Source organism: Micromonospora sp. NPDC049836, from assembly GCF_044465125.1.
In the GTDB taxonomy this organism is placed as follows: domain Bacteria; phylum Actinomycetota; class Actinomycetes; order Mycobacteriales; family Micromonosporaceae; genus Micromonospora.
This window is the reverse complement of sequence record NZ_JBITLH010000006.1, coordinates 209,431-234,770: the sequence shown is the minus strand read 5'-3', so window position 1 is coordinate 234,770 and position 25,340 is coordinate 209,431. Positions and strand designations below refer to the sequence as shown.

Sequence of the window (25,340 nt, the reverse complement as noted above, 5' to 3'; positions counted from 1 at the left end):
AAGGAGAGGAGAGGACGATGGCTGAGCGCCACGACACGCGGACCGGTGGCAACCCGGACGCCGCCGTGAAGGATCCCGACGAGTGGGTCACCGGTGACGAGCCGCCGACCGCCGCCCAGGAGTCGTACCTGGGCACGCTGGCCCGCGAGGCGGGCGAGGAGGTGCCGGAGGGGCTGACCAAGGCGGAGGCGTCCCGGCGCATCGACGAACTCCAGGCGGAGACGGGGCGGGGCACCTGACTCAGCGCGGGGGCAGGCGGTGCAGCTCGACCCGGTCGAGCCGCCCCGCCGCCACCCGCGCGGTCAGGTAGGTCGCGTACGGCTGGGCCCGCCGGTCGGTCGGCGAGCCGGGGTTGAGCAGGCGTAGCCCGCCGGGGGCCACGCTGTCCCACGGGATGTGCGAGTGCCCGAAGACGAGCAGGTCGTCGTCGGGGAACCGGGCCGCGCAGCGCGCCTCCCGGCCGGTCCTGGGCCCGGTCTCGTGCACCACGGCGACCCGCAGTCCGGCCAGCTCGACCCGGGCCACCTCGGGCAGCCGGGCGCGCAACTCGGGTCCGTCGTTGTTGCCGTGCACCCCGAACAGCCGGCGGGCCCGGGCCGCCATCGCGTCGAGCAGCGCCACGTCCACCCAGTCCCCGGCGTGCAGCACCACGTCGGCGGCGTCGATCGCCGCCCAGAGCGGCGCGGGCAGGTCCCGCGCCCGCTTCGGCACGTGCGTGTCCGCCACCAGCACCAGTTCCATCCGCCGATCCTCCCCCACCGGCCCCACCCCCGCCGCCGGGCGCTCCGCCGCAGGCCGGCGCACCACGGACGGGCGCACCGCCGCGGCCGGGCGGTCGAGCCGGGTCCGAACCGGTGTGCCTACCCCCGGCCGGCCGGCGCATGCCCGCCGGCCGGGAACGATCGGCCGGTGGCGACGGGTTACCGCTCGGCGGCGCAGGGAACGCGGCGGGTTGACGAAGGAGGATGCTCATGACCAGACCCTCGACACCGACCGCCGCCTGGCGGCCCGGAATGCCGGGCGGCGACAACCTCCCGTCGGGTCCGGGCGGTCGCCCGGCCGCACCCAGCGGGGACGGGCACGGGCCGCAGGCCGGCGCGCCGACCGTCACGATCGGCTCGTACCCGGACTATCCGTCCGCCCAGCGGGTGGTGGACTATCTGGCCGACAACCGGTTCCCGGTGCAACGGACCTCGATCGTCGGCACCAACCTCACCCTGGTGGAGACGGTGATGGGTCGGTTGACCACCGGCCGGGCCGCGCTCCTCGGTGCGGGCACCGGCGCCTGGTTCGGCCTCTTCATCGGGTTGCTCTTCGGCATCTTCACCGCCGGCAACTGGGTCGCGGTGATCCTGGCCGGGCTGGTGATCGGCGCGATCTGGGGCGCGGTGTTCGGCGCGGTGGCCCACGCGATGACCGGGGGGCAGCGGGACTTCACCTCGGCCAGTTCGCTGCGGGCCGGCCAGTACGCGGTGACCGTGGACGCCGACGTGGCCGAACAGGCCCGCCAGTTGCTCGGCCGGATGCATCTCACCCCGACCGGCGCGACCGCCCGCTGACCGCGCGGTCCGTCCCCGCCCCGGTGCGCCCGCCGCGCCGGGGCGGCGGCACGTTCAGTGGTACGCCCGTTCCCCGGCCCGGATCGGCACGGCGACCCGGTTCTCCGCCGGCGCCAGCGGGCAGGCCCAGCGGTCGTCGTACGCGCAGCTGGGGTTGTAGAGGTAGTTCGGATCGAGCCGGACCCGGCGGCCGGGCAGCAGGGTCAGGCCCCGGCCAAAGGTGCCCTTGACCGTGTCGGTGAGGTAGCGCCCGCCGCCGTAGCTCCCGTCGCCGCAGCTGGAGTCGTGCAGCGGCAGGAAGAGCCCACCCCCGTACGCCTCGATCCACCAGAGGGTGAGCGGGCCCCAGGGGGTCTCGGCGACGGCCACCCGCCGGTACCGGACCACCCCGTCGGGGCCGCCGGTGTCGATGCTCGCGGTGCCCGAGGCGGGCCGTAGTGGCGCCTCGACGACGGCCGCCGGGTCGGGCGGGTACCAGCGCAGGCCGGTGCCGGGCCGGTCGGCGGCGGGCAGCGGGCTGCACGGGTGGGTCCGGAACAGCTCGTCGCGGGCGGCCCGGAACCCGGCCAGGTCGAGCTCGGAGAGGTAGAGCCGGGCCATCCGCTCGCGCCAGTCCAGCAGGTCGAGATCATCCACCCCCCGACCCTAGCCCGCGCGGGTGACCGGGTCAGTTCAGTTTTGAAAACGCCCGCCGTCAAGGATTGTTGTCGCGCTGCTCACACGGACGTGCTGGCGCTTGTTTAAATTTTAAATAGTGCTACTGTCATGGCCATGACGGAGAGCCTGGACGCGGAGCGGCTGGCCTGCTGGCGCGCCTACATCGAGTCGAGCCAGCGGCTGTTCACCCAGCTCGAGGACGACCTGCGCGCGGACAGCGAGCTGAGCTTCGCCGACTACCACGTGCTGGTGCTGCTCTCCGAGGCGCCGGGGCAGCGGCTGCGGATGGGCGAGCTGGCCGGCCGGCTGGTCTTCTCCCCCAGCCGGCTGACGTACCAGATCACCTCGATGCAGAAGCGCGGCCTGGTGGCCAAGGAGGCCTGCCCCGGCGACCGCCGGGGCAGCGAGGCGGTGCTCACCGCCGCCGGCCTGCTGACGCTGCGCGGGGCCGCGCCGCACCACGTGCGCTCCGTGCGTACCCACCTGATCGACGACCTCGACGACGCCGAGGTCGCCTGCCTCACCCGGGTCTTCGAGCGGCTCGGCCGGCGCCTGCGCGCCGACCGCGACGCGTCGTCCACCCCGGCCGACAACTAAGGAGCCCCGATGCCCGCCATCACTGTCGACGACGTCCTCGTCCTGCCCCGCCTGCCGGAGCTGGCCGAGAACACCACGTTCCGCCCGGTCCGCCGGCTGACCACCGCGCCGAGCGGGTACGAGGGCGAGGGTTTCCCGGTCCGCCGGGCCTTCGCCGGGGTGCCGCTGACCGAGCTGGACCCGTTCATCCACCTGGACCAGATGGGCGAGGTGGACTACGCCCCGGGCGAGCCGAAGGGCACCCCGTGGCACCCGCACCGCGGCTTCGAGACGGTCACCTACATGATCGACGGGATCATGGACCACCAGGACTCGCAGGGCGGCGGCGGCACCATCACCGACGGCGACACCCAGTGGATGACGGCCGGCAGCGGCCTGCTCCACATCGAGGCGCCGCCGGAGCACCTGGTGATGAGCGGAGGGCTGTTCCACGGCCTCCAGCTCTGGGTGAACCTGCCCCGGGCGGCCAAGATGAACCCGCCGCGCTACCAGGACATCCGCGGCCGGGAGTCGGCGCTGCTCACCACGCCGGACGGTGGCGCGCTGATCCGGGTGATCGCGGGCGAGGTCGCCGGGCACCGTGGCCCGGGCTCGACCCACACCCCGATCACCATCGCGCACGTGACGTTGCAGCCGGGCGCCGAGCTGAGCCTGCCCTGGCGGCCGGACTTCAACGCGCTGGTCTACGTGCTGGCCGGTCGGGGCACCGTCGGCACCGAGCGCCGGCCGATCCAGCTCGGCCAGCTCGCGGTGCACGGTCCGGGCGACGCGCTGCGGGTCACCGCCGACCCCCGGCAGGACTCGAACACCCCGGCCCTGGAGCTGTACCTCATGGGTGGGCAGCCGATCCGGGAGCCGGTGGCGCACTACGGCCCGTTCGTGATGAACACGCGCGCCGAGCTGGTCCAGGCGTTCGAGGACTACCAGGCCGGCCGGCTCGGCGTGATCCCGGCCGCGCGGCTGCCGCACACCGACGGCGAGGCCGCCCGGCCCTGACCCCCGGCACCGGAGGTACGGGCGTCCCGGGTCTCCCGGGGCGCCCGCCGGGTCAGGAGACGGCGAAGATGCCGGCCACGCCGAGGAGCACCATCACCAAGACCGCCACCACCGCACCCCGCTCCCCCTCGACCGCCTGCTCGCGGTACTCGGTCCCGGCGGTGTTCGTCGTCTCGGCGGGCATGGTGCGGCCTCCTCGGTGTGGATGCTGGGCGGCGGGCCCACCGGAGAGCCCGCCGGCCGGTCGGCCGAGGTGCGGGGCGGTCCCGGGGGTCCTACCGTGAGGACGTTGTCGACCTCGGGAGGCTGGAACGTGGCGACGCGGGAGTGGTTCCTCACCGCACAGGAACGTGCCAACCCGGGATCTGAATTACCCGTCTGGACGACGGGAAACCTCGCCGAGCCACTGATTCACGGGTCCGCGTACTTCGACCGGCTGGTCGACGAGGTCTCCGCGCTCAAGGCCGGTGACCACCTCTTCTTCACCGACTGGCGGGGCGACCCCGATCAGCGGATGCGCCCGGACGGCCCGACCGTGGTGCAGCTGTTCGCGCAGGCCGCCCAGCGCGGCGTGGTGGTCAAGGGGCTGATCTGGCGCTCCCACCTCGACTCGCTCTCCTACAGCGAGGCGGAGAACCGCAACCTCAGCGAGGCCATCTGCGCGGCCGGCGGCGAGGTACTGCTCGACCAGCGGGTCCGCCGGGGCGGCTCGCACCACCAGAAGCTGGTGGTGCTGCGCCACCCGGACGACCCGGCGCGGGACATCGCGTTCGCCGGCGGGATCGACCTGTGCCACAGCCGGCGCGACGACGCCACGCACCGGGGCGACCCGCAGCCGGTGGCCATGTCCCCGCGGTACGGCGGGCGCCCGCCCTGGCACGACGCGCAGCTCGCGCTGCGCGGGCCGGTCGTCGGCGCCCTGGACACCACCTTCCGGGAGCGGTGGACCGACCCGATGCCGCTGGACTCAGAGAACCCGATGGCGTACCTGCGCGACCGGCTGCGCGGTGCCGACCTCAGCCCCGATCCGCTGCCCGAGCAGCCCGCCGATCCGCCGGCCCGCGGCCCGCACCGGATCCAGGTGCTGCGCACCTACCCGGCGGTCCGGCCGCGCTACCGGTTCGCCCCGGACGGCGAGCGGACGGTGGCCCGCGGCTACACCAAGGCGATCCGCCGGGCCCGCCGGCTGATCTACCTGGAGGACCAGTACCTCTGGTCGACCGAGGTGGCGGAACTCTTCGCCGAGGCGCTGCGCGCGCAGCCGGAGCTGCACCTGGTGGCGGTCGTGCCCCGGCACCCGGACGTGGACGGCCGGCTGGCGCTGCCGCCCAACATGGTGGGCCGCGAGCAGGCGCTGTCGCTGTGCCACCGGGCCGCCCCGGACCGGGTGCACGTCTTCGACGTGGAGAACCACGAGAGCACCCCGGTCTACGTGCACGCCAAGGTCTGCGTGGTCGACGACGTCTGGGCGAGCGTGGGCAGCGACAACTTCAACCGCCGGTCCTGGACGCACGACAGCGAGCTGTCCTGCGCGGTGCTGGACGAGACCCGCGACGAGCGGGCCCCGGTCGATCCGGCCGGGCTGGGCGACGGCGCCCGGGTCTTCGCGCGGGATCTGCGGCTGCGGCTGTGGCGGGAGCACCTGGACCGGGACCCGGACGGCGGGCAGGACGCCGACCTGCTGGACCCGGCCGACGCGGTGGCCGCGATCACCTCGGCGGCCGACGCGCTGGACCGCTGGCACGCCGGCGGGCGCCGCGGGCCCCGGCCACCGGGCCGGCTGCGGCCGCACCGCCCCGAGCGGCTGGCCTGGCACACCCGGCTCTGGGCGCTGCCGGTCTACCGGCTGGTCTACGACCCGGACGGCAGGCCGCTGCGGGCCCGCCGCGCGGGCACGTGGTGAGCGGGCGGGACCGCGCCCGCCGCCGAGGGGTCGTCGAGCGCGCCGGGCCGGGCCGGGTAGGCGAAGGAGACCCGGGGCGAGTAGAACCCGCCGCCGATGCAGAGCGGGTTGGCCGGCCGTAGCGCGTGCGCCGGATGGCCGGGGCTGAGGAACTCCACCGACTCGATCTCGAACGGGGTGACCGGCTCGGAGACGAACGGGTAGTCGACCGCGATCCGCTCGCCGTCCCGGACGGTCAGGTAGCGGTGGTGACCGCTGAACACCCGGTTGCCGGTGTCACCCACCCGGGCCACCGAGCGGATCAGCGGCACGCCGTCGACGAGGGTCTCGGCGACCAGCCGGTCCCCCCGGACGTCGATCCGGGTCTCCCCGGCGGTGGCCGGCGCGCCGCGCGCGTGGGCGTACGCCCGGACCCGAGGGCTGGAGGCCAGGTAGTGGCACCACCAGCCGCCGGGGGCGTCGCCGACCATCGGTGGCTCGATGTCGGCGAGGCACACCCCGAGATAGGTGCAGGAGTACGCGCCGAAGCCGGAGGTCTGGGTCTCGTCGTCGACGACGTACTGGTTCATGAAGACCTGGTGGTCGGGGCGCGCGCGCAGGCCCGGCGGGAGGAGCGCCGCGACCGCGTCGGGGTCCGCCGGGAGCCAGCTGACCAGCAGCGTCCGGGCGTTGACGACCAGTTGCGGAGCGGCGGGATCGAGCACGGTGCCTCCGTCGATGTGTACAAGAGGGACGCTACGACGGTCCCGTGTGCAGGACAACGACGGAAAGTCGACACTCTGAGCCGGTTGTCGGGTTTCGCGTTGACCGGTCGGCGTCCCCCGTGCGCCGAGTGGACCGGCGCTCCGACCCGGTCGGGCCGGCAATTCCGGACTCCCTTCGGCCTGCTTTGCCCGATCGGAGGCCCCGATGTCCGTTAAGTACATCGTACTTTCGGCTAGATTTCCGCGAGCCGATCAGGCTAAGGTGACTTCCGAACGTACGACAAGCCACTAAACCTGAGCGTCACGTCATTTTCCGCGGACGAGGTGCAGGGAGGACCACCCATGACCGCGAGGACTGTGAACGGGCCGGCCACCGCGCCGGCCACCACCAGGCTTGACCCGCGCAGCCTGACCGACAGCGCCACCGACCTGTTGAACGCGATGGCCGCGCTGCCGGCCCACCACCCGTCCCGCCCCGCGCTGCGGGACCGGGCGATCGAGGCGTGGCTGCCGCTGGCCAACCACCTCGCCCACCGCTACAGCGGTCGCGGCGAGCCCACCGACGACCTGGCCCAGACCGCCGCGGTCGGCCTGATCAAGGCGATCGACAAGTTCGACCCGTCCCGCGGCGTCGACTTCGCCGGCTACGCCATCCCGACCATCATCGGCGAGCTGAAGCGGCACTTCCGGGACCGCACCTGGGACATCCGGGTGCCCCGCCGCCTGCAGGAGCTGCGGCTGGCCATCTCCGACGCGAACAGCACGCTGCTGCAGACCCTCGGCCGCTCGCCGACGGTCGCCGACATCGCCACCCACCTCAATCTCACCGAGGAAGAGGTGCTGGAAGGGCTGGAGGGCGCCCGCGCGTACAACGCGGTGTCGCTGTCCACGCCCACCGGAGACGGTGACCGGGCGACCGAGCTGGGCGACATGCTCGGCGGCGAGGACGGCGAGTTCGAGCTGGCCGAGCTGCGGGTCGCCCTCGGCCCGGCGCTGGCCACGCTGGACGAGCGCGAGCAGAAGATCCTCACGCTGCGCTTCTACGGCAACCTGACCCAGTCGCAGATCGCCGAGCAGATCGGCGTCTCCCAGATGCACGTGTCCCGGCTGCTGGCCCGGGCGCTCAACAAGCTGCGGGGGCAGCTGGCCGGAACGTACTAGGGGGTGGGGACGGTGGCCGGGTCGGCGGGCCCGGCCACCGTCGTGTCCACGCTGGCCCGGTCGGCGGTTCGCCGGCCGGGCCGTTCCGGCTGCCCGCCGCGGCGGTAGGCGCGTGGCCGCCCGCCCGCCCGGGGCGGTAGGCGCGTGCCCGCCCGCCCAGGGCGGTAGGCGCGTGGCCGCCCGCCGGCCCGGGTGCGACAGTGGGGGCGTGCTTGCCGACGTCCCCATCGACCTGCCGGTCCGGCCGGTGCTGCCGGCGCTGGTCCGGGCCCTGCGCGGGGCGGGCACGGCGGTCCTGGTGGCCCCGCCCGGCACCGGCAAGACCACCCTGGCGCCGCTCGCGGTCGCCGACGAGGTGCCCGGCACGGTGGTGATCGCCCAGCCCCGCCGGGTCGCCGCCCGCGCCGCCGCGCGCCGGATGGCCGCCCTGCTCGGCGAGCCGGTCGGCGGCCGGATCGGGTACGCGGTGCGCGGCGAGCGCCGCACCGGCCCGCGGACCCGGGTCGAGGTGGTCACCACCGGGCTGCTGGTCCGCCGGCTGCACCGGGATCCGGAGCTGCCCGGCGTGGGCGCGGTACTGCTCGACGAGTGCCACGAGCGGCACCTCGACGCCGACCTGGCGCTGGCCTTCGCCGTGGAGTCCCGCGCCGCGCTCCGGCCCGACCTGTGGCTGCTGGCCATGTCGGCCACGCCGCAGGCGGACCGGTTCGCCGCGCTGCTGGGCGGGGCCGACCGGCCGGCGCCGGTGGTCCGGGCGGAGGCGGCCCTGCACCCGGTCACCCGGGTCTGGGCGCCGCCGCCCCGACCGGTCGCCGCTCCCGGCGCCGGCCGGGTCGACCCGGCCCTGCTCGACCACGTGGCCGGCACCGTGCGCCGGGCGCTGCGCGAGCGGGACGGGGACGTGCTGGTCTTCCTGCCCGGGGCGGGCGAGATCGCCGCGGTGTCGGCCCGCCTGGCCGGCCTGGGGGACGGCGTGGCGGTGCTGCCGCTGCACGGCCGGCTGCCCGCGGCCGCCCAGGACGCGGCGCTGCGCCCGGCCGCGCCCGGGGAGTCGCCGCGGCGCCGGGTGGTGCTGGCCACCGCCGTGGCGGAGAGCAGCCTCACCGTGCCCGGGGTACGCGTGGTGGTCGACGCCGGGCTCAGCCGGGTCGCCCGCACCGACCTGGCCCGCGGGCTGGGCGCGCTGGTCACCGTGCCGGTGTCCCGGGCCGCGGCCACCCAGCGGGCCGGCCGGGCCGGCCGGGAGGCGCCCGGGGCGGTCTACCGGTGCTGGTCGGAGGCGACGCATGCCCGGCTGGCCCCGCAGCCGGAGCCGGAGATCGCCACCGCCGACCTGACCGGGTTCGCGCTGGAGCTGGCCGCCTGGGGCGACCCCGACGGGGCGGGCCTGGCGCTGCCCGATCCGCCACCGCCGGCCGCCCTCACGGTGGCCCGGGAGACGCTCACCACGCTGGGCGCGGTGGACGCCGACGGCCGGATCACCGCGCGCGGCCGGGCGGTCGCCGCGGTCGGGGCACATCCCCGGCTGGCCCGCGCGCTGCTGGACGGGGCGGAGCGGGTCGGCGCGGACCGGGCCGCCGAGATCGTCGCCCTGCTCGCCGACGACACGCTGCCCGGCGGCACGGACGACCTCACCGCCCTCTGGCGCCGCCTGCGCGGCGGCGCCGACCCCGCCGCCACCAGCCGCTGGCGTGCCGAGGTCCGCCGGCTACGGGCCGCGACCGGCCCTCGCGACCGTGCGGGCGGTGCCCGGACGGGTGGCGCCGATCCCGCGGCACGCCGGCCCGACCAGCCCGGGCGCCGGGCAGCGGCCGAGGTCCTCGGGGATGACCTGGCCGCCGGGCTGCTGGTGGGCCTGGCGTACCCGGAACGGCTGGCCCGGGCCCGGCGGGCCGGTGGAACCGCGTACCTGATGGCCGGCGGGACCGCGGCGGAGCTGGCGGCCGGTTCGGGGCTGGCCGGTTCGGCGTGGCTGGCGGTCGCCGTGGCGGACCGCTCCCCCGGCGCGCCCACCGCCCGGGTGCGGCTGGCCACGCCGGTGGACGAGGCGACCGCCCGGGAGGCCGGCGGGCCGCTGCTGCGCGACGGGCGCGAGGTCGCCTGGTCGGGCGGGGACGTGGTGGCCCGGGAGGTGCTCCGGCTCGGCGCGATCGAGCTGGTGGACCGGCCGCTGTCCGCGCCCGACCCGGAGCTGGTCGCCGCCGCCGTGCTCACCGGCCTGCGCGAGGCCGGGCTCGGCCTGCTCACCTGGACGCCGGAGGCGACCGCGCTGCGCCGCCGGCTCGCCTTCTGCCGGCAGGCGCTCGGCGACGGCTGGCCGGACGTGGCGGACCCGGCCCTGCTCGCCGCCGCGCCCAGCTGGCTGGGGCCCGAGCTGGCCCGCGCCCGGCGCCGGGCCGACCTGGCCCGGATCGACGTGGGGGTGGCGCTGCGCCGGCTGCTCGACTGGCGGCAGGCGGCCCGGCTGGACGAGCTGGCGCCGGAACGACTCCCGGTGCCCAGCGGCTCGCGGATCCGGGTGGACTACACCGACCCGGCCGCCCCGGTGCTGCCGGTGAAGCTGCAGGAGACCTTCGGCTGGCGGGACGCCCCGCGGCTGGCCGACGGGCGGGTGCCGGTGCTGCTGCACCTGCTCTCCCCCGCCGGCCGGCCGGTGGCGGTCACCGCCGACCTGGCCTCCTTCTGGCGGACCGGCTACCCGCAGGTCCGCGCCGAGCTGCGCGGCCGCTATCCCCGGCACCCGTGGCCGGAGGACCCGACCAGCGCCGAGCCGACCCGGCACGCCACACCCCGGCGGCGCTGATCAGGCCGACTCGTCGTCCACCACGTCGGCGATGAGCACGGTGACGTTGTCCGGGCCGCCGGCGCGCAGCGCCAGGTCGATCAGTTTCGCCGCGCAGGCCTCGCGGTCCGGGTGGCCGCCGAGCACCTCGGCGAGGGTGTCCGCGCGCACCACGTTCGACAGGCCGTCGCTGCACAGCAGCCAGCGGTCGCCGGCCCAGGGCACCATCGTCGCGTACGCCGGGGAGACCTCGTCGCCCTGCAACGCCTGGGTCACCACGGCCCGGCGGGGGTGGCTGCTGGCCTGCTCGGCGGTGATCACGCCCTGGTCGACGAGCATCTGCACGAAGGTGTCGTCCCGGGTCACCTGCTTGAGCACGCCCTCCCGGTAGAGGTAGGCCCGGGAGTCGCCGACGTGGGCCAGGGCCAGGCAGCTGCCGGTGCGGGCGAAGAGCAGCGCGGTCAGGGTGGTGCCCATGCCCTGGCGTTCCGGGTCCTCCTCGACGGCCCGCCGGATCCGCGTGGTGGCCACCTCGATGCCGCCCTGCAGGGCGGCGACCAGCGCGTCCTCGGGTGTCTCCAGGTCGAGCGGGGCCATCGCGTCGATGGCGATCCGGCTGGCCAGATCACCGGCCGCCATCCCGCCCATGCCGTCGGCGACGGCGACGAGCCAGCTGCCGGCGTGGAGCGCGTCCTGGTTCCCGCTGCGGATCAGCCCTCGGTCGCTCGCCCCGACGGAACGAAGCTTCAGGGTCATGGGTGGCAGCCTGCCAGGCGAAGGGCGCAGTTGTCTCTAGGAGATCAGGACGAGGCTGCGTGGCGCGGCGAATCTCACTCGCGGGACCGGTCGCCGGCTCATCGGGCGGCGTCAATTGACAGCGGAGGAACGCGCTGGAAACATCTGCCCGATAGGTGGGAGCGCTCCCAGCGCTCGTACCTTGCGTTCCCCCACCACCCCCGCACGGAAGGAACCTCCGTGACCCCATCCCGACGCCGCTTCACCGCGCTGGCCGCGGCCACCACCCTGGTGCTCACCGCGACCGCCGGCGTGGCCCACGCCGAAGTGCCACCGGACGCGCCCGAGCAGATCCGCAACGGCGACTTCAGCGACGGCACGTCCCCCTGGTTCTCCTACGGCACCGACGCGCTCGCGGTCACCGACGGCCGGCTCTGCACCACGGTCCCCGGCGGCCTGGCCAACCTGTGGGACGCCGGCATCGGCCAGGACGCGGTGCCGCTGATCGCCGGCGCCGAGTACGAACTCTCCTTCGACGTCTCCGCCAGCCCCGGCTCGGCCGTCAAGGCGGTCCTGCAACTCGGCAGCGCCCCCTACACCACGTACGCCGAAGCCGGCGCCACCGCCACCCCCAGTTCGGTGCACGTGGACAAGACCTTCACCGCGCCGGCCGACAACCCGTCCGCCCAGCTGATCTTCCAGGTCGGCGGCAGCGCCGACGCGCAGACCATCTGCCTGGACAACGTCTCGCTGCGCGGCGGCGAGGCCGCCCCGCCGTACGAGCCGAACACCGGGCCGCGGGTGCGGGTCAACCAGGTCGGCTACCTGCCCGGCGGGCCGAAGCACGCCACCGTGGTCACCGACGCCACCGACCCGCTGCCCTGGCAGCTGCGCTCGGCCGCGGGCGCGGTGGTGGCCGACGGCCAGAGCACCCCGCGCGGCGTCGACGCCGCCTCCGGGCAGCCCGTGCAGACCGTCGACTTCTCCACCTTCCGCACCCCGGGCACCGGCTACACGCTCACCGTCGACGGCGAGACCAGCCACCCGTTCGACATCTCCGGCGCCCTCTACGACCGGCTGCGCGCCGACTCGCTCCAGTTCTTCTACGCCCAGCGCAGCGGCACCCCGATCGACGGTGACCTGATCGGCGCGGCGTACGCCCGCCCGGCCGGCCACCTCGGGGTGGCCCCCAACCAGGGCGACACCGACGTGCCCTGCCAGGCCGGGGTCTGCGACTACCGGCTGGACGTGCGCGGCGGCTGGTACGACGCCGGCGACCACGGCAAGTACGTGGTCAACGGCGGCATCGCCACCTACCAGCTGCTCAACACCTTCGAGCGGACGAAGACCGCGGAGACCGCGGCCGGCGGCGCGGGGCTGGGCGACGCCACCCTGCGGGTGCCCGAGCGGGGCAACCAGGTCCCCGACGTCCTCGACGAGGCGCGGTGGGAGCTGGAGTTCCTGCTGCGCATGCAGGTGCCGGCGGGCCAGCCGCTCGCCGGGATGGTGCACCACAAGATCCACGACCGGAACTGGACCGGGCTGCCGCTCGCCCCGCAGGACGACCCGCAGCCGCGCGAGCTGCACCCGCCGTCCACCGCGGCCACCCTCAACCTGGCCGCCGTCGCCGCCCAGTGCGCCCGGCTGTACGCCCCCTACGACGCCGCCTTCGCGGCCCGTTGCGGCACCGCCGCGAAGACCGCGTACGCGGCGGCCAAGGCCCACCCGGCGGTCTACGCCTCGGCGGCCGACGGCAACGGCGGCGGTTCGTACGACGACTCGAACGTGACCGACGAGTTCTACTGGGCGGCGGCCGAACTCTGGCTGACCACCGGGGACCAGGCGTACCTGACCGACGTCACCGCCTCGCCGCTGCACACCGCCGACGTCTTCGCCGCCGGTGGCGCGTTCGGCTGGCAGAGCGTCGCCGCGCTCGGCCGGCTCGACCTGGCCACCGTGCCCAGCGCGCTGCCCGCCGCCGACAGGACCCGGGTCCGCGCGTCGGTGACCGCCGCCGCCGACCGCTACCTGGCCACCCTGCGGGAGCAGGCGTACGGGCTGCCGCTGCCCGGCGACGCCGGCTCGTACGTCTGGGGCGGCAACAGCAACGTCGTGAACAACGCGATCGTGCTGGCCACCGCCTTCGACCTGACCCGCGACGCCAGCTACCGGGACGGGGCGGTGCAGAGCGCCGACTACCTGCTCGGCCGCAACGCGCTGAACATGTCGTACGTGACCGGCTGGGGCGAGCAGCACGCCCGCAACCAGCACAGCCGGATCTTCGCCCACCAGCTGGACCCGAACCTGCCGAACCCGCCCGCCGGCTCCCTCGCCGGCGGCGCGAACGCCGCCCTCCAGGACCCGTTCGCGGCCAACCTGCTGGCCGGCTGCAAGCCGATGTTCTGCTACGTCGACGACATCAACTCGTACTCGACCAACGAGGTGGCGATCAACTGGAACTCGGCGCTGGCCTGGCTGGCGTCCTTCCTGGCCGACCAGGGTGACGCCGGGGCGGTGCCGGCGTCGCGCTGCGCCGTCAGCTACACCACCCACGGCAGCTGGTCGGGCGGCTTCACCACCCAGGTCACGGTGCGCAACACCGGCCCGACGGCGATCGACGGCTGGAGCGTGCGCTGGGCGTTCGCCGGCGACCAGAAGGTGGACACCTCCTGGCTGGCGAAGGTCAGCCAGTCCGGTGCCACGGTCACCGCGAAGAACGAGTCGTACAACGCGAAGATCATGCCGGGCGCGTCGATCACCTTCGGCCTGAACGGGTTGACGGCCGGCGGCCCCAACCCCAACCCCAACCTGATCACCCTCAACGGATCCGCCTGCACCCTGTCCTGAGCCGAGCCCCGGGGATGGGGGGCCGCCCGCACCGGGCGGCCCCCCATCCCCACAGCCTTTCCCTACCGCCCATCCCCACCGCCCTTCCCTACCGTCTGCCCGCCGGCCCGAGCAGCCGGCCGACGCCGCCGCCCGCCCGGCTTCAGCGTCGAACAGCTTCCCCCTCGAACAGCGGCTCCGAGCGGCCGCAGAGTCGGCGCCACCACGCCGGCGCCCGGTCAACCAGCCCCGCCAGCCCGCAGCACCCAGACCCGCCGGCCCGCAGGGCCCAGACCCGCCGGCCTGCCGACTTCCGGCACGCCTGACCTGCCCCCCGGTACGGTCCCCGGGTGGCGTACCTCTTCCTGCTGGGCGCGATCACCGCCGAGGTGATCGGCACCAGCCTGCTCAAGGCGACCGACGGCTTCACCCGGCTCTGGCCCACGCTCGGCGTGACGGTCGCCTACCTGTTGTCGTTCGGGCTGCTCTCCCTGACGGTCAAGGACATCCCGGTCGGGGTGGCGTACGCGATCTGGTCCGGGCTCGGCACCGCCGCGATCATGGCGATCGGCGCGGCCTTCCTCGGCGAACCGCTGAGCGTCACCAAGGTGGTCGGCGCCGGCCTGGTGATCGCTGGTGTGGTCGTGCTCAACCTCGGCGGGGCGCACTGACCACAGCGGCGGCGGATCGCGTTCGATCACCGAGAGCCGCGGTCGACCGTTACCTCCGTCGCGAGTTGCGCACCCCGAGACCGGCCGCCGCCACGATGAGGATGATCAGCACTGTCCGGGTCCGCACGTCGGTCCGCCCCGGGTCGCTCCTCAGCTGCCTCGGCCGGCGCTCACCCGGCGGCGGCAGGCAGTCACCCGACCGGCCGGCGCATGGCGATCCGGTCCGCCGGGTCCAGCCCGAGGGCCGCCTCGGCCGCCAACAGCCGCGCCAGCCCCGGGGTGACCTCGTCCCCGGTCAGCTCACGGAAGCCGAGCCGGGCATAGTACGGACCGTTGAACGGCACGCTGCGAAACGTGGTGAGGGTCAGCGCCGGCAACCCTCGCCCGGCCGCCCAGCCGGCGACCTGGTCGAGCAGCCGCCCGCCGATCCCCCGCCGCGCGTGGGCCGGGTCGACGCTGAGCTGCTGGACGTGGGCGGACCCGTCCACCACGTCGAGCACCGCGAAGGCGACCGGCCGGTCCCGCGCGTCCACCGTGACCCACACCCGGCCGGCCCGTTGACGCTCGGCGAGCGCGTCCAGCGGCATCGGCGGCATGTCGGCGACCTCGGTCATGCCGATCTCCCGGAACGGCGCCCCGGAGGCCACCTCGATCCGCTGCACCTCGGTCAACTCGTCGGCCCGGGCGATTCTGCTGTGCTCCACAGCTGCCGACCCTGGCAGAGCGGGCCCCGGCCGGGCGAACGGATTTCCGCGTACCCTGCAGCGGTGGTCCTGACCCTGCCGCCCGGCGACTTCCGCGCGTACCTGTTCGACTGCGACGGCACCATCGTCGACTCGATGCCCCTGCACCACCGGGCCTGGTGCGCCGTGCTGGGCGAGTGGGGCTGCGAGTTCCCCGAGGAGCTGTTCTACGCCTGGGGTGGCCGCCCGGTCGCCGACATCGTCGCCGACCTCAACGAACGGCACGGGCTGGCCATGCCCGTCGAACTGGTGCTGCGCCGCCAGGAGGAGCACTACCGGCGCGGGCTGCCCGGGATCGCCGCGGTGCCGGAGGTGCTGGCGCACATCGAGGACGCCCACGGGCGGGTCCCGTTCGCCGTGGTCTCCGGCAGCACCCGCGCTTCCGTCACCACCTCGCTGCTCGCGCTCGGCCTGCTCGACCGGTTCGAGACGCTGGTCTGCGCCGGGGACTACACCCACCCCAAACCCGACCCGGAGGGCTACCTGATCGCCGCCCGGCGCCTCGGCGTCGCCCCGACCGACTGTCTCGTCTTCGAGGACACCGACCTCGGTGTGCAGGCGGCGACGGCGGCGGGCATGGCGGCGGTGCTGGTGCCCCGACCCGAGCAGCGCGCCCACGTGTGACCCGGGTCGCGTCCGGCGGGACACCGGCCGCACCCGGCGCTGCCTAGGGTCGGTGGCATGGCCGCCGACGGGGACGCCGTCACCCGGCGTGGGTGGCGCGGGCGGCTCGGCGCGTCGCCGATCCCGGCGCCCGGCCCGCTGCGCATGCTCTCCCTGGCGACCCTCGCCAACACGGTGGGGTCGGGGCTCTGGCTGGCCGGCGGACCGCTCTACCTGACCCGCGACGTGGGCCTCTCCCCCGCCTCGGTCGGCGCCGGGCTCACCGTCGCCTGGCTGGTCGGGCTGACCGCCAGCGTGCCCCTGGGCGCCCTGGCCGACCGCCGCGACCCGCGTACGCTCCGCGCCGCCGTCCAGCTCGTTCAGGCGGTCGCCGCGGCGGGGTACCTGCTGGTGGACTCGATGCCGGTGTTCCTCGCGGTGGCGATCCTCGAGACGCTGCTGGCCTCCGGCAACCTGGCGGTCCGGGCCGCGCTGGTCGCCGCGGTCGCCGGTCCGCACGGCCGGGTGCACGCCTTCGCCACCCTGCGCGCGGTGGCCAACCTGGGCATCGCGGTCGGCTCGGGGCTGGCCGCGATCGCGCTGGCCGCCGACAACCACCGCGCATACCAGGTGCTGGTCGTCGGGAACGTGGCCACCTATCTGCTGTCGGCGGCGCTGCTGCTGCGACTGCCGGCCTACCCGCCGCGCCCGCGCGACCCGGCCGTCGGCCGACCGCGAGCGGGCCGGGCGCTGCGCGACGGCCGGTTCCTCGCGGTGAGCGGGGCGTCGGCGCTGCTCACCCTGCACGTCACGGTCATCAGTCTGGTGGTGCCGCTGTGGACGGTGACCCGGGCCGGCGCGCCGCCGCCGGTGGTCTCGGCGGTGCTGCTGACCAACACGGTGCTCACCGTGCTGCTCGCGGTACGACTGAGCCGGGGCGCGGACACCGCCGGTCCCGCGGCCCGGAAGCTGCGCCGGGCCGGCCTCGTGCTGGCCGCGGCGACCCCGCTCTACGCGGTGACCGCCGTCCTGCCCACCGTGGCGGCAGTCGCGCTGCTGCTGGTCGCCACGGCGGTCTGGACGTTCGGCGACCTCTGGCACGCCGCCGGCGGCGCGGGCCTCGCCTACGACCTGGCCCCGCCGGACGCGGTCGGCGCCTACCAGGGGGCCGACGGGCTGCTCGCCGGCCTGGCCCGCGCGGCCGGCCCGGCGCTGCTCACCCTGCTGGTGCTCGACGGCGGAGTGCCGGGCTGGCTGGTGCTCGGCGCGTTCTTCGCCGGCGTCGGCCTGGCCGCCCCGGCGCTGACCAGGTGGGCGCTGGCGAACCGGCCGGACCGTCGACGGGTGGCCGCCGACCGTCCGGCCGCGCCGGTGTAGCAGCATGGCGGCATGACCGACCAGCAGACCATCGCCATCCGCCCCGGCGGCCGGCCGGACGCGGCCACCGTGCTGCGGCTGCTCGACAGCGCCACCGCCTGGCTGGTGGCGCGCGGCCGGACCGGCCAGTGGGGCACCGAGCCGGCGTCGACCGATCCGCGGCGGATCGCGCAGGCCGACGCGTGGGCCGGCCAGGGCGGGCTGCACCTGGCGACGCTCGACGACGCCGTGGTGGGCGCGCTGGTGGTCGGCGAGGCCACCGCCTACGTGCCGCCGGCCACCGAGCCGGAGCTGTACGTCAACCTGCTGGTGACCGACCGGGCGTACGCCGGTCACGGGATCGGCGCGCGGCTGCTCGGGTACGCGGCGGAGCTGGCCCGGGAGCGGGGCGTGGGCCTGCTGCGGGTGGACTGCTACCGCGGCGACGACCGGGCGCTGGTCCGCTTCTACGAGGGCTGCGGGTTCACCGCCACCGAGCCGTTCACGGTCGACCGGCCGGGCCGGGAGCCGTGGCCCGGCCAGGTGCTGGAGCGCCGGCTCGGCTGACGGCTCAGCCGATCTCCTCGTCCACGAAGCACCAGCGCCAGGTCTCCCCCGGCTGGACCGACCGCATCACCGGGTGCCCGGTCGACTCGAAGTGCTTCGTGGCGTGCTGGTACGGCGAGGAATCGCAGCAGCCCACGTGCCCGCAGCTCAGGCAGGCGCGCAGGTGCACCCAGTCGGGGTTGCCGATGGCCACGCAGTCCGGGCACTCGGTCGTGGTCTTCGGGTCGGCGTCGCCGGCCTCGGTCAGGTGCTGGCAGCTCACTCGTCGGCCTCCACTCGCAGCAACGACTCCTCCAGGTCCAGGTCGCGGTAGGCGCGGACGAGCACCTCCTCCGGAATCCTCCCGGAGTCGCGGGCCGCCCGGAACACCTCCCGCTCGGCGTCAATCATCTCCTGCCGCAGCCGGCCGTACGCCCGGGAGGGGGTCTCCCGCGCGTCGCCGCCGAGCCGCTCCCAGGCCAGGTTGGTGCGGCTCTGCACCAGGCCGCGCAGCCGCTCGACGACGGCCTCCGGCGCCCCGTCGGCGAGTTCCTCGAGGCGTTCCCGGGCGGCCCGGCCGGCCTGCTGCTGCACGGCGGCGGCGGAGAGCGCGTCCTGCACCGGGTCGTCGGCGGGCAGTTTCGCGACCCGGGCCACGGCCGGCAGGGTGGCGCCCTGCGCGACCAGGGTCACCACGATCACCGCGAAGGCCAGCCAGATGAACAGCTGCCGCGGGTACTCCCGCCCGTCGGCCAGGGTGAGCGGCAGGGCGAGCGCGGCGGCGAGGGTGACCACGCCGCGCATCCCGGCCCAGCCGATGACCAGCGGGACCTGCACCGGGACGGGGGCCTCCCGGCGGCGGGCGCGGGGCACCAGTCGGCCCAGGTAGGTGGCCGGCAGCAGCCAGACGAACCGGGTCAGCACGACGGCGGCCAGCACGGCGGCGGTGATCCCGACCAGCCGGCCGACCGGCTCGTCGAGGTCCCGCAGCACCTCGGGCAGTTGCAGGCCGACCAGCAGGAAGACCAGGCCCTCCAGCAGGAACTGGATCAGCCGCCAGAACGCGCCCACCTGGAGCCGGGAGGCGGCCGACATCAGCAGCGGCTGCTTGTGCCCGATGCCCAGGCCGGTCACCACCACGGCGACCACTCCGGAGGCGTGGATCTCCTCGGCGGCGAAGACCACCGCGAACGGCACGATCAGCGACAGCGCGTTGTCCAGCACCGGGTCGCTGATCCGCTTGTGCAGGTAGCCGAAGACGACCACGCCGAGCAGGCCGACCAGGATGCCGCCGCCGGCCGACACCACCACCTCGCGCGCCACCGTGCCGAACCCGACGTGGCCACCGGCCACGGTGGCCGCGCCGATCGCCACCCGCAGCAGCACCAGCGCGGTGGCGTCGTTGACCAGGCTCTCCCCCTCCAGGATCGTCACGATCCGCCGGGGCAGCCCGACCCGCCGGGCCACCGCGGTGGCGGCGACCGCGTCGGGCGGCGCCACCACCGCGCCGAGCGCCAGGCAGATGGCGTACGGCAGGCCGGGCAGTAGCAGGTAGAGGACGGTGCCGACGACGAACGCCGTGAAGATCACCAGCCCGACGGCGAGCAGCAGGATCGGCCGCAGGTTGACCCGGAACGCCGGCACCGAGGTCTTCAGGGCGGCCACGTAGAGCAGCGGCGGCAGGATGCCGACCAGCACCAGCTCGGGGTCGAGCCGCACGTGCGGCACGAACGGCAGGAAGGACAGGCCGAGGCCGAGCACCACCAGCAGGATCGGCGCCAGCAGGCCCAGCCGCCGGGCCAGCGCCGCACCGAAGGTCGCGATGGCCAGGACGACCACCACCTCGAACAGAGCTTCCATGGGGTACGAGCCTAGGCGGCCGGCAGCCCCGGCGTGATCACCCGGTGGTCCGCAGCTTCGGCAGCACCTCGGCGGCGAACGTGTCGATGAAGGCGCGCTGCTCCTGCCCGACGTGGTGCAGGGCGATCTGGTCGAAGCCCAGGCCGATGTACTCCTCCAGCCAGCCGACGTGCCGGCCGGGGTCGGCGGAGATGTTCACCACATCGGCGACCTTCGCCGGCGGCACGTCCGCGCTGACCACGTCGAAGTGCTCGGTCAGCTCCAGATCCCAGCAGACCGGCGGGGCGAAGACGTTGCTGCGCCACTGGTCGTACGCGATCGCCTCGGCGTCGGCCTGCGCGGGCGCCCAGCTGACGTGCACCTGCAGGTGCAGCGGCCCGCGCCCGCCCGCGTCCCGGTAGGCGTCGACCATCCGGCGCAGGTGCGGCACCGGCGCGTTGACGGTGATCAGCCCGTCGGCCCACTCGGCGCACCAGCGGGCGGTCTCCACGCTCACCGCCGCCCCGATCAGGGCGGGTGGCTGTTCGGGCCGGGTCCACAGCTTCGCCCGGTCGACGGTGACCAGGCCGTCGTGGCTGACCTCCTCGCCGGCCAGCAGCGCCCGGATCACGTCGACGCACTCGCGCAGCCGGGCGGCGCGCAGGTCCTTGCGCGGCCAGCCCGCGCCGGTGATGTGCTCGTTGCTCGCCTCGCCGGTGCCCAGCGCGGCCCAGAACCGGCCCGGGTACATCGCGGCGAGGGTGCCGATGGCCTGCGCGATGATCGCCGGGTGGTAGCGCTGCCCGGGGGCGTTGACCACGCCGAACGGCAGGCTGGTGGCCTGGAGGGCGGCGCCCAGCCAGGACCAGGCGAAGCCGGAGTGGCCCTGCCGGGCGCTCCACGGCGAGAAGTGGTCCGAGCACATGGCGGCGTCGAAGCCGGCGCGCTCGGCGTGGACGACCGCCGCCAGCAGCTCGGACGGGTGGATCTGCTCGTGGGACGCGTGGAAGCCGAACTCCGTCATGTCCGGCACTCCTACCCACCCGGGCGGGGGTGTAAGCCGGGGCCCCGCGCGACGCGGCCGGCGGGGCCACGGCCCCGCTCACTCGGCGTGTGCCCCGGCGCCGGCGCCGACCTCTCCCTCGCCGACCCAGACGGTCTTGGTGTTGCAGAACTCCCGCATGCCCACCCCGGAGAGCTCGCGGCCGTAACCGGAGTTGCGCACCCCGCCGAAGGGCAGCTCCGGGTAGGAGGTGGTCATGCCGTTGATGAACACGTTGCCGGCGTCCAGGTCGGTGGCGAAGCGTTCCTGCTCGGCCGGGTCGTTGGTCCAGGCGTTGGAGCCGAGGCCGTAGCTGGTGCCGTTGGCGACCTCGATGGCCTCCTCGTAGGAGGCGACCCGGTAGAGGCCGGCGACCGGGCCGAAGACCTCCTCGGCCCACATCCGCATCCCGGGCCGCAGGTCGGTGACCACGGTCGGCGGGTAGTACCAGCCGTCGCCGGCCGGCTTCTCGCCGCCGCAGAGGATGGTGGCGCCGTTGTCGACGGCGTCCTGCACCTGGGCGTGGATCTCGTCGCGGCCGCGCTCGCTGGCCAGCGGGCCGACGTCGGTGTTCTCGTCCATCGGGTCACCGACCCGCAGCGCGGACATCCGGGCGGCGAACTTCTCGGCGAAGGCGTCGAAGACGTCGGTGTGCACGATGAACCGCTTGGCGGCGATGCACGACTGGCCGTTGTTCTGGCAGCGGGCCGTGGTGGCCACCTCGGCGGCCTTGTCCAGGTCGGCCGAGGGCATCACCACGAACGGGTCGCTGCCGCCCAGCTCCAGCACGGTCTTCTTCAGTTCCCGGCCGGCGCTGGCGGCGATCGACCGGCCGGCGCCCTCGCTGCCGGTGAGGGTGGCGGCCCGGACCCGGGGGTCGCTGAGGATGCGGTCCACCGCCTCGGAGCCGACCAGCAGGGTGCTGAACGCGCCCTCCGGGAAGCCGGCCCGGCGGAACACGTCCTCCAGGTACAGGGCGGTCTGCGGCACGTTGGAGGCGTGCTTGAGCAGCCCGGTGTTGCCGGCCATCAGGGCCGGCGCGGCGAAGCGCATGACCTGCCAGAGCGGGAAGTTCCACGGCATCACCGCGAGCACCGGGCCGAGCGGCTGGTAGCGGACGTAGGCGCGTTTCGCCTTGACGGCGGCGGCGTCGGCCGGCTCGTCGGCCAGCATCTCGGGGGCCTTGGCGGCGTAGAACCGGCAGGCGGTGGCGCACTTGGTCACCTCGGCCTTCGCCGCGGCGTACGTCTTGCCCATCTCGGTGGTCATCAGCCGAGCGGTCTCGTCGCGCTCGGCCTCCAGCAGTTCGGCGGCGGCGGTGAGCCAGCGGCCGCGCTGGGCGATGGTGGTCTCCCGCAGCTGCCGGAACGCGAGGTCGGCGCGTTCGATGGCGGCGTCGACCTGCTCGTCCGACATCGGGTCGTACGTCTTGAGCACCTGTCCGGTGGCGGGATTGGTGGTGGCGATGGGCATCTCGTACTCCTGTCACTCGAACAGCGAGTGCCGCACGCCCGGCTCCTCGCGGCGGCGCGCGGCGCGGCGGCGCTGGATGATGATCAGGTCGACCACGGCCACCACGGCGAGGATCGCGCAGGCGACGCCGAGGAAGACCACGTCGGCCCGGAAGGCGAGCACCGCGAAGACGGTCATCACGACCAGGCCGAAGAGGGCCAGCGCGAGCCGCAGGTTGAGCGCGCTGTACGCGTGGCCGACCGTGCCGCGGGCACGCCGGGGCTGTGATCGCGTCATCCCTTCGGGCTACCCGGGCTCGGGCCGGGTTAACCGCACAACCGCCCCCACGTGCCACCGGGGCGTGCGGCGGGAGGCTATCAGGGCATTGTTAACGATGGTCGTCGATGCCGGAAGACCGACAGAAGCACCGCCGTCACGCTCGGTGTGCATAGGGTCGACGCGCTGCTGCACACCGTCGGACGGGGTTCGCGATGTCTCGACGTGGGGTCACCGCGCTGGCCTGCCTGGCGGCGCTGGTCGCGCTCGCCTGTGACGGCGCCGGTTCCGGCTCGCCCCGGCCGTCCGGCTCGCCCCCGCCCGGCACCGCGGCGGTGCTGACCGCGCTCGGCGACTCGATCACCACCGGCTTCGGCTCCTGCCTGGTGCTGATGAGCTGCGAGCGCAACTCCTGGTCCACCGGGACGGGCCTGCGGGTGGAGAGCCACTACCGGCGGTTGCGCGAGCGCAACCCGGCGCTGCGGGGCTACAACCGCGCGGCGCCCGGGGCCCGCGCCGCCGCGCTGGCCGGGCAGGCCCGGACGGCGGTACGCGACCGGGCCGACTACGTCACGGTGCTGATCGGCGCCAACGACGCCTGCCGGGGCGGCATCGACGCGATGACCCCGGTGGGCGCCTTCCGCGACCAGGTCGACGCCGGCCTGCGGGTCCTGCGCACCGGCCGTCCCCGGGCCCGGGTGCTCGTGGTCAGCGTGCCCGACCTGTACCGGCTCTGGCAGGTGGGCCACACCGACCGCCGGGCGGTCCGCGCCTGGTCCCGGGGCGTCTGCCCGGCCCTGCTCGCCGACGCCACCTCCACCGCGCCCGCCGCGGCGGCCCGGCGGGCCCGGTTCCGGGAGCGGATCGACGCCTACAACGGCCAACTCCGGGCGGCCTGCCGGGCGTACGGGTCGCGCTGCCGGTGGGACGGCGGCGCGGCGCACCGGGCCCGGTTCGGCCTGGACCAGGTGAACAGCCTGGACTGGTTCCACCCGAACGCCTCCGGGCAGGACCGGCTCGCCGACGTCACCTGGCGCGCCGCGCGCTGGGTCGACGACTGAGGCGGTCAGGGGCGGCGCTGGGTGGGCAGGTTGGCCGGTCCGGCCCGGTAGAGGGCGCGGGCCCGGTCGGCGAGATCCTTGGTCGCCGAGGAGTTGGCCCAGGTGCCGAGAATGATCGCCGCGCCGGGCACCACCTTCGCGAAGATCCGCTTGGCGGCGCGCACCCCGGCCATCTGGGCGAGCCGTACCCCGAGTTGGAGCATCACCCGGCCCAGCGGACGCGCGCCGGCGCGGCCGAAGAGCGCGCCCGCGCGTTCCCGCCCGGCGGCCACCCCGAGGGCCAGCCGGGCGCTCTCGGCGACCTTGTGCACCTTCTGCAACACCAGCAGGTCGGTGGCCCGGTCGGGGTGCCGCGGGTCGACGCCGTACGCGGCGGCCACGTGCAGCACCAGCCGGGCCTGGGTCCAGGCCAGCACGCCGACGTCGATCACCGCGCCGGGCAGGCCGGCCGCGCCGGAGACCGCGCCGGAGAGCCGGGCGTGCGTGACGAACCGGCGGACCGCCAGGTCGGCCAGGTCCTCGGCCGGTACGTCGGGCCGCTGCGCCCGCTGGACGGCGGCCCACTGCGCGGCCTCCGGCCCGAGCCGGCGCACCGCCTCGAGGGCCAGGTGCTCCGGGGCGTACTGGGGGTCGTCCCGCATCCGGTCCCAGAGGGTGGCCGGCGGCGCCTCGGGGGCGTCGACCGGCTCGGCCGGCTGCGGGGGGTCGGTGTGCTCGCCGTCGACGGGGGCGGGGTCGGTCACGAGGGGCTCCCGGGGCTCGTACTGCGGGGGCGGCGCGGTCAGCGGTCCCCGTCATGTGTACCCGGGACCGGCAAACCCCCGGTACCCGGACCGGCCGCCGGGCAACCGGCGGCCGGCCGGGGCGCAACTCAGGCGAGGATGGCCCCGACGACCTGCGCGGCCCGCCACTCGTGCTGGGCGTACGCGTCGGGGAAGGCGGAGACCTGCACGGCCTGGGCGGCCACGGTGAGCGGCAGGTCCTGCCAGCCGGGGATCTCCTCCAGGGCGGCGAGGAACGCCTTGGTGGCGTACTCGGGGTCCATCAGCTCGCGGACGGTGCCCCAGCCGCTGCTCGGGCGCTGCTGGAACAGCCCGACCGAGTCGTGGTCCCAGCCGATGGCCTGGTGCGGGTAGCTCTGCGATTCGGGCAGCACGCCGCTGGCGTAGTTGAGCAGGGTGCTCTCCTGCATGGCGGTGGCCACCGCGATGACCAGGCCGCGGCGCGGCACGCCCATCTCGCGGCCGGCCTGCACGATCTTCTTGGCGTTGTCCATCTGGGCCTGGTCCAGGCCGGCGACCGGGACGATCCGGCGCGGCTTGGGCTTGGCCTTCGGCTTCGGCTTCGGCTTCGCGCTCGGGGTGGCGCTGGGGGTGGCGGTGGTGGCCTCCGGGGTCGGCGCCGCGCGCCGCATGCTCCGGGAGGCGGCGTCGACGGTGGCCCGGTCGGCGGCGTCGGCCTCGACCGAGGGGGCCGGGCGCGGCGAGCCGCCGGGGACGCCGACGCCGACCTGGCTGAAGCCGAGCACGCCGAGGCAGCAGACCGCGCCGGTGGCGACCGCCAGCCGGGTCCGGCCGGGGCGGGCGGCGAGGGGGTTAGCGAGGCCGCCGAGGCGGGTACCGAGGGAACGTCGAGGGGTGGGACCCTCGGAGCCGGTTGACCGGACGGTGGATGGGGTATCGTCCGAACGGTCAGCCGAACCGCCGAGGCCGTACTGGTCGTCGAGGGTGCCGTCGTCACGCATCCGACGAGGCTAGGCGGGTAATCCCATGATCACCCACGGCGATCGGGTGGCTCTCGTCACAATATGCCCGATTCGATCCGGACGGCC

The 25,340-nt window shown here is 75.2% G+C and carries 26 protein-coding genes; 13 read left to right on the top strand and 13 right to left on the bottom strand.

Annotated features, from left to right (window positions below; genetic code table 11):
• Nucleotides 1-17: 17 nt before the first annotated feature.
• Entirely contained in the window at nucleotides 18-239 is a 222-nt protein-coding gene (locus ACIBPB_RS18455) for a DUF3072 domain-containing protein (RefSeq protein ID WP_396840787.1), read from the top strand.
• A gap of 1 nt (nucleotide 240) precedes the next feature.
• On the opposite strand, the gene ACIBPB_RS18450 is transcribed toward ACIBPB_RS18455, so the two are convergent.
• Entirely contained in the window at nucleotides 241-741 is a 501-nt protein-coding gene (locus ACIBPB_RS18450) for a metallophosphoesterase family protein (protein ID WP_396840786.1), read from the bottom strand.
• A 230-nt stretch (nucleotides 742-971) separates the two neighbouring features.
• On the opposite strand from ACIBPB_RS18450, the gene ACIBPB_RS18445 reads away from it, so the two are divergent.
• Nucleotides 972-1,559, top strand: a complete 588-nt coding sequence (locus ACIBPB_RS18445; protein WP_396840785.1) for a general stress protein — start codon at nucleotides 972-974, stop codon at nucleotides 1,557-1,559.
• 54 nt (nucleotides 1,560-1,613) lie between these two features.
• Here the strand turns inward: ACIBPB_RS18445 and ACIBPB_RS18440 are convergent, their stop codons facing one another.
• On the bottom strand, nucleotides 1,614-2,195 hold the full coding sequence (locus ACIBPB_RS18440) for a DUF1684 domain-containing protein (protein ID WP_396840784.1): 582 nt from the start codon (nucleotides 2,193-2,195) through the stop codon (nucleotides 1,614-1,616).
• Between the two features lie 135 nt (nucleotides 2,196-2,330).
• On the opposite strand from ACIBPB_RS18440, the gene ACIBPB_RS18435 reads away from it, so the two are divergent.
• Nucleotides 2,331-2,813 (top strand): MarR family winged helix-turn-helix transcriptional regulator, encoded by a 483-nt coding sequence (locus ACIBPB_RS18435; protein ID WP_396840783.1) that lies wholly within the window; start codon nucleotides 2,331-2,333, stop codon nucleotides 2,811-2,813.
• Between the two features lie 9 nt (nucleotides 2,814-2,822).
• The gene (locus tag ACIBPB_RS18430; protein ID WP_396840782.1) at nucleotides 2,823-3,809 is read left to right on the top strand and encodes a pirin family protein; all 987 of its coding nucleotides are present in this window, start codon (nucleotides 2,823-2,825) and stop codon (nucleotides 3,807-3,809) included.
• A 52-nt stretch (nucleotides 3,810-3,861) separates the two neighbouring features.
• On the opposite strand, the gene ACIBPB_RS18425 is transcribed toward ACIBPB_RS18430, so the two are convergent.
• Nucleotides 3,862-3,993, bottom strand: coding sequence for a hypothetical protein (locus tag ACIBPB_RS18425; protein ID WP_255352182.1), 132 nt, complete (start codon nucleotides 3,991-3,993; stop codon nucleotides 3,862-3,864).
• 129 nt (nucleotides 3,994-4,122) lie between these two features.
• Here ACIBPB_RS18425 and ACIBPB_RS18420 point away from each other — a divergent pair, with 129 nt between their 5' ends.
• Nucleotides 4,123-5,712 carry a phospholipase D family protein gene (locus ACIBPB_RS18420; protein ID WP_396840970.1) on the top strand — a complete coding sequence of 530 codons (1,590 nt, stop codon included), beginning with the start codon at nucleotides 4,123-4,125 and terminating at the stop codon, nucleotides 5,710-5,712.
• Here ACIBPB_RS18420 and ACIBPB_RS18415 read toward each other — a convergent pair.
• Nucleotides 5,661-6,416, bottom strand: a complete 756-nt coding sequence (locus tag ACIBPB_RS18415) for a hypothetical protein (protein ID WP_396840781.1) — start codon at nucleotides 6,414-6,416, stop codon at nucleotides 5,661-5,663. The genes ACIBPB_RS18420 and ACIBPB_RS18415 overlap by 52 nt on opposite strands.
• Nucleotides 6,417-6,758: 342 nt before the next feature.
• On the opposite strand from ACIBPB_RS18415, the gene ACIBPB_RS18410 reads away from it, so the two are divergent.
• Complete coding sequence (locus ACIBPB_RS18410; protein ID WP_396840780.1) at nucleotides 6,759-7,577, top strand: SigB/SigF/SigG family RNA polymerase sigma factor; 819 nt, start codon at nucleotides 6,759-6,761, stop codon at nucleotides 7,575-7,577.
• Between the two features lie 208 nt (nucleotides 7,578-7,785).
• Nucleotides 7,786-10,380, top strand: a complete 2,595-nt coding sequence (hrpB, locus tag ACIBPB_RS18405) for an ATP-dependent helicase HrpB (RefSeq protein ID WP_396840779.1) — start codon at nucleotides 7,786-7,788, stop codon at nucleotides 10,378-10,380.
• On the opposite strand, the gene ACIBPB_RS18400 is transcribed toward hrpB, so the two are convergent.
• Nucleotides 10,381-11,115 carry a PP2C family protein-serine/threonine phosphatase gene (locus ACIBPB_RS18400; RefSeq protein WP_396840778.1) on the bottom strand — a complete coding sequence of 245 codons (735 nt, stop codon included), beginning with the start codon at nucleotides 11,113-11,115 and terminating at the stop codon, nucleotides 10,381-10,383.
• 219 nt (nucleotides 11,116-11,334) lie between these two features.
• Here ACIBPB_RS18400 and ACIBPB_RS18395 point away from each other — a divergent pair, with 219 nt between their 5' ends.
• Both ACIBPB_RS18395 and ACIBPB_RS18390 read left to right on the top strand, forming a co-directional pair.
• Nucleotides 11,335-13,941, top strand: a complete 2,607-nt coding sequence (locus ACIBPB_RS18395; protein WP_396840777.1) for a glycoside hydrolase family 9 protein — start codon at nucleotides 11,335-11,337, stop codon at nucleotides 13,939-13,941.
• A 329-nt stretch (nucleotides 13,942-14,270) separates the two neighbouring features.
• Entirely contained in the window at nucleotides 14,271-14,591 is a 321-nt protein-coding gene (locus tag ACIBPB_RS18390) for a multidrug efflux SMR transporter (protein WP_357329821.1), read from the top strand.
• Between the two features lie 191 nt (nucleotides 14,592-14,782).
• Here the strand turns inward: ACIBPB_RS18390 and ACIBPB_RS18385 are convergent, their stop codons facing one another.
• Nucleotides 14,783-15,295: a GNAT family N-acetyltransferase gene (locus ACIBPB_RS18385; protein ID WP_396840776.1), complete on the bottom strand. Its 513-nt coding sequence runs from the start codon at nucleotides 15,293-15,295 to the stop codon at nucleotides 14,783-14,785.
• 63 nt (nucleotides 15,296-15,358) lie between these two features.
• On the opposite strand from ACIBPB_RS18385, the gene ACIBPB_RS18380 reads away from it, so the two are divergent.
• From ACIBPB_RS18380 to ACIBPB_RS18370, 3 genes are read left to right on the top strand one after another with little or no spacing between them, the layout of a single operon-like run.
• Nucleotides 15,359-15,958, top strand: coding sequence for an HAD family hydrolase (locus ACIBPB_RS18380; RefSeq protein ID WP_396840775.1), 600 nt, complete (start codon nucleotides 15,359-15,361; stop codon nucleotides 15,956-15,958).
• Nucleotides 15,959-16,015: 57 nt separating this feature from the next.
• Nucleotides 16,016-17,314 carry an MFS transporter gene (locus ACIBPB_RS18375; RefSeq protein ID WP_396840774.1) on the top strand — a complete coding sequence of 433 codons (1,299 nt, stop codon included), beginning with the start codon at nucleotides 16,016-16,018 and terminating at the stop codon, nucleotides 17,312-17,314.
• Nucleotides 17,315-17,326: 12 nt separating this feature from the next.
• A complete protein-coding gene (locus ACIBPB_RS18370) occupies nucleotides 17,327-17,860 on the top strand; it encodes a GNAT family N-acetyltransferase (protein WP_396840773.1) in 534 nt (177 codons plus the stop codon).
• 4 nt (nucleotides 17,861-17,864) lie between these two features.
• On the opposite strand, the gene ACIBPB_RS18365 is transcribed toward ACIBPB_RS18370, so the two are convergent.
• The 5 genes from ACIBPB_RS18365 to ACIBPB_RS18345 all read right to left on the bottom strand — a co-directional run bounded on the left by ACIBPB_RS18365 (nucleotide 17,865) and on the right by ACIBPB_RS18345 (nucleotide 22,469).
• Entirely contained in the window at nucleotides 17,865-18,122 is a 258-nt protein-coding gene (locus ACIBPB_RS18365) for a UBP-type zinc finger domain-containing protein (RefSeq protein WP_396840772.1), read from the bottom strand.
• Nucleotides 18,119-19,699, bottom strand: a complete 1,581-nt coding sequence (locus ACIBPB_RS18360; RefSeq protein ID WP_396840771.1) for a Na+/H+ antiporter — start codon at nucleotides 19,697-19,699, stop codon at nucleotides 18,119-18,121. Before ACIBPB_RS18360 ends, ACIBPB_RS18365 begins: the two co-directional genes overlap by 4 nt.
• A 37-nt stretch (nucleotides 19,700-19,736) precedes the next feature.
• Nucleotides 19,737-20,702: a TIGR03885 family FMN-dependent LLM class oxidoreductase gene (locus tag ACIBPB_RS18355; RefSeq protein WP_396840770.1), complete on the bottom strand. Its 966-nt coding sequence runs from the start codon at nucleotides 20,700-20,702 to the stop codon at nucleotides 19,737-19,739.
• A 78-nt stretch (nucleotides 20,703-20,780) separates the two neighbouring features.
• On the bottom strand, nucleotides 20,781-22,193 hold the full coding sequence (locus tag ACIBPB_RS18350; RefSeq protein WP_396840769.1) for an NADP-dependent succinic semialdehyde dehydrogenase: 1,413 nt from the start codon (nucleotides 22,191-22,193) through the stop codon (nucleotides 20,781-20,783).
• A gap of 12 nt (nucleotides 22,194-22,205) precedes the next feature.
• Nucleotides 22,206-22,469, bottom strand: a complete 264-nt coding sequence (locus ACIBPB_RS18345) for a DUF6343 family protein (protein ID WP_396840768.1) — start codon at nucleotides 22,467-22,469, stop codon at nucleotides 22,206-22,208.
• Nucleotides 22,470-22,663: 194 nt separating this feature from the next.
• On the opposite strand from ACIBPB_RS18345, the gene ACIBPB_RS18340 reads away from it, so the two are divergent.
• On the top strand, nucleotides 22,664-23,509 hold the full coding sequence (locus ACIBPB_RS18340; RefSeq protein WP_396840767.1) for a GDSL-type esterase/lipase family protein: 846 nt from the start codon (nucleotides 22,664-22,666) through the stop codon (nucleotides 23,507-23,509).
• A gap of 5 nt (nucleotides 23,510-23,514) precedes the next feature.
• Here the strand turns inward: ACIBPB_RS18340 and ACIBPB_RS18335 are convergent, their stop codons facing one another.
• Both ACIBPB_RS18335 and ACIBPB_RS18330 read right to left on the bottom strand, forming a co-directional pair.
• Nucleotides 23,515-24,252 (bottom strand): EcsC family protein, encoded by a 738-nt coding sequence (locus ACIBPB_RS18335; protein ID WP_396840766.1) that lies wholly within the window; start codon nucleotides 24,250-24,252, stop codon nucleotides 23,515-23,517.
• Between the two features lie 128 nt (nucleotides 24,253-24,380).
• Nucleotides 24,381-25,253 (bottom strand): peptidase M23, encoded by an 873-nt coding sequence (locus tag ACIBPB_RS18330; RefSeq protein ID WP_396840765.1) that lies wholly within the window; start codon nucleotides 25,251-25,253, stop codon nucleotides 24,381-24,383.
• Nucleotides 25,254-25,340 lie beyond the last annotated feature (87 nt).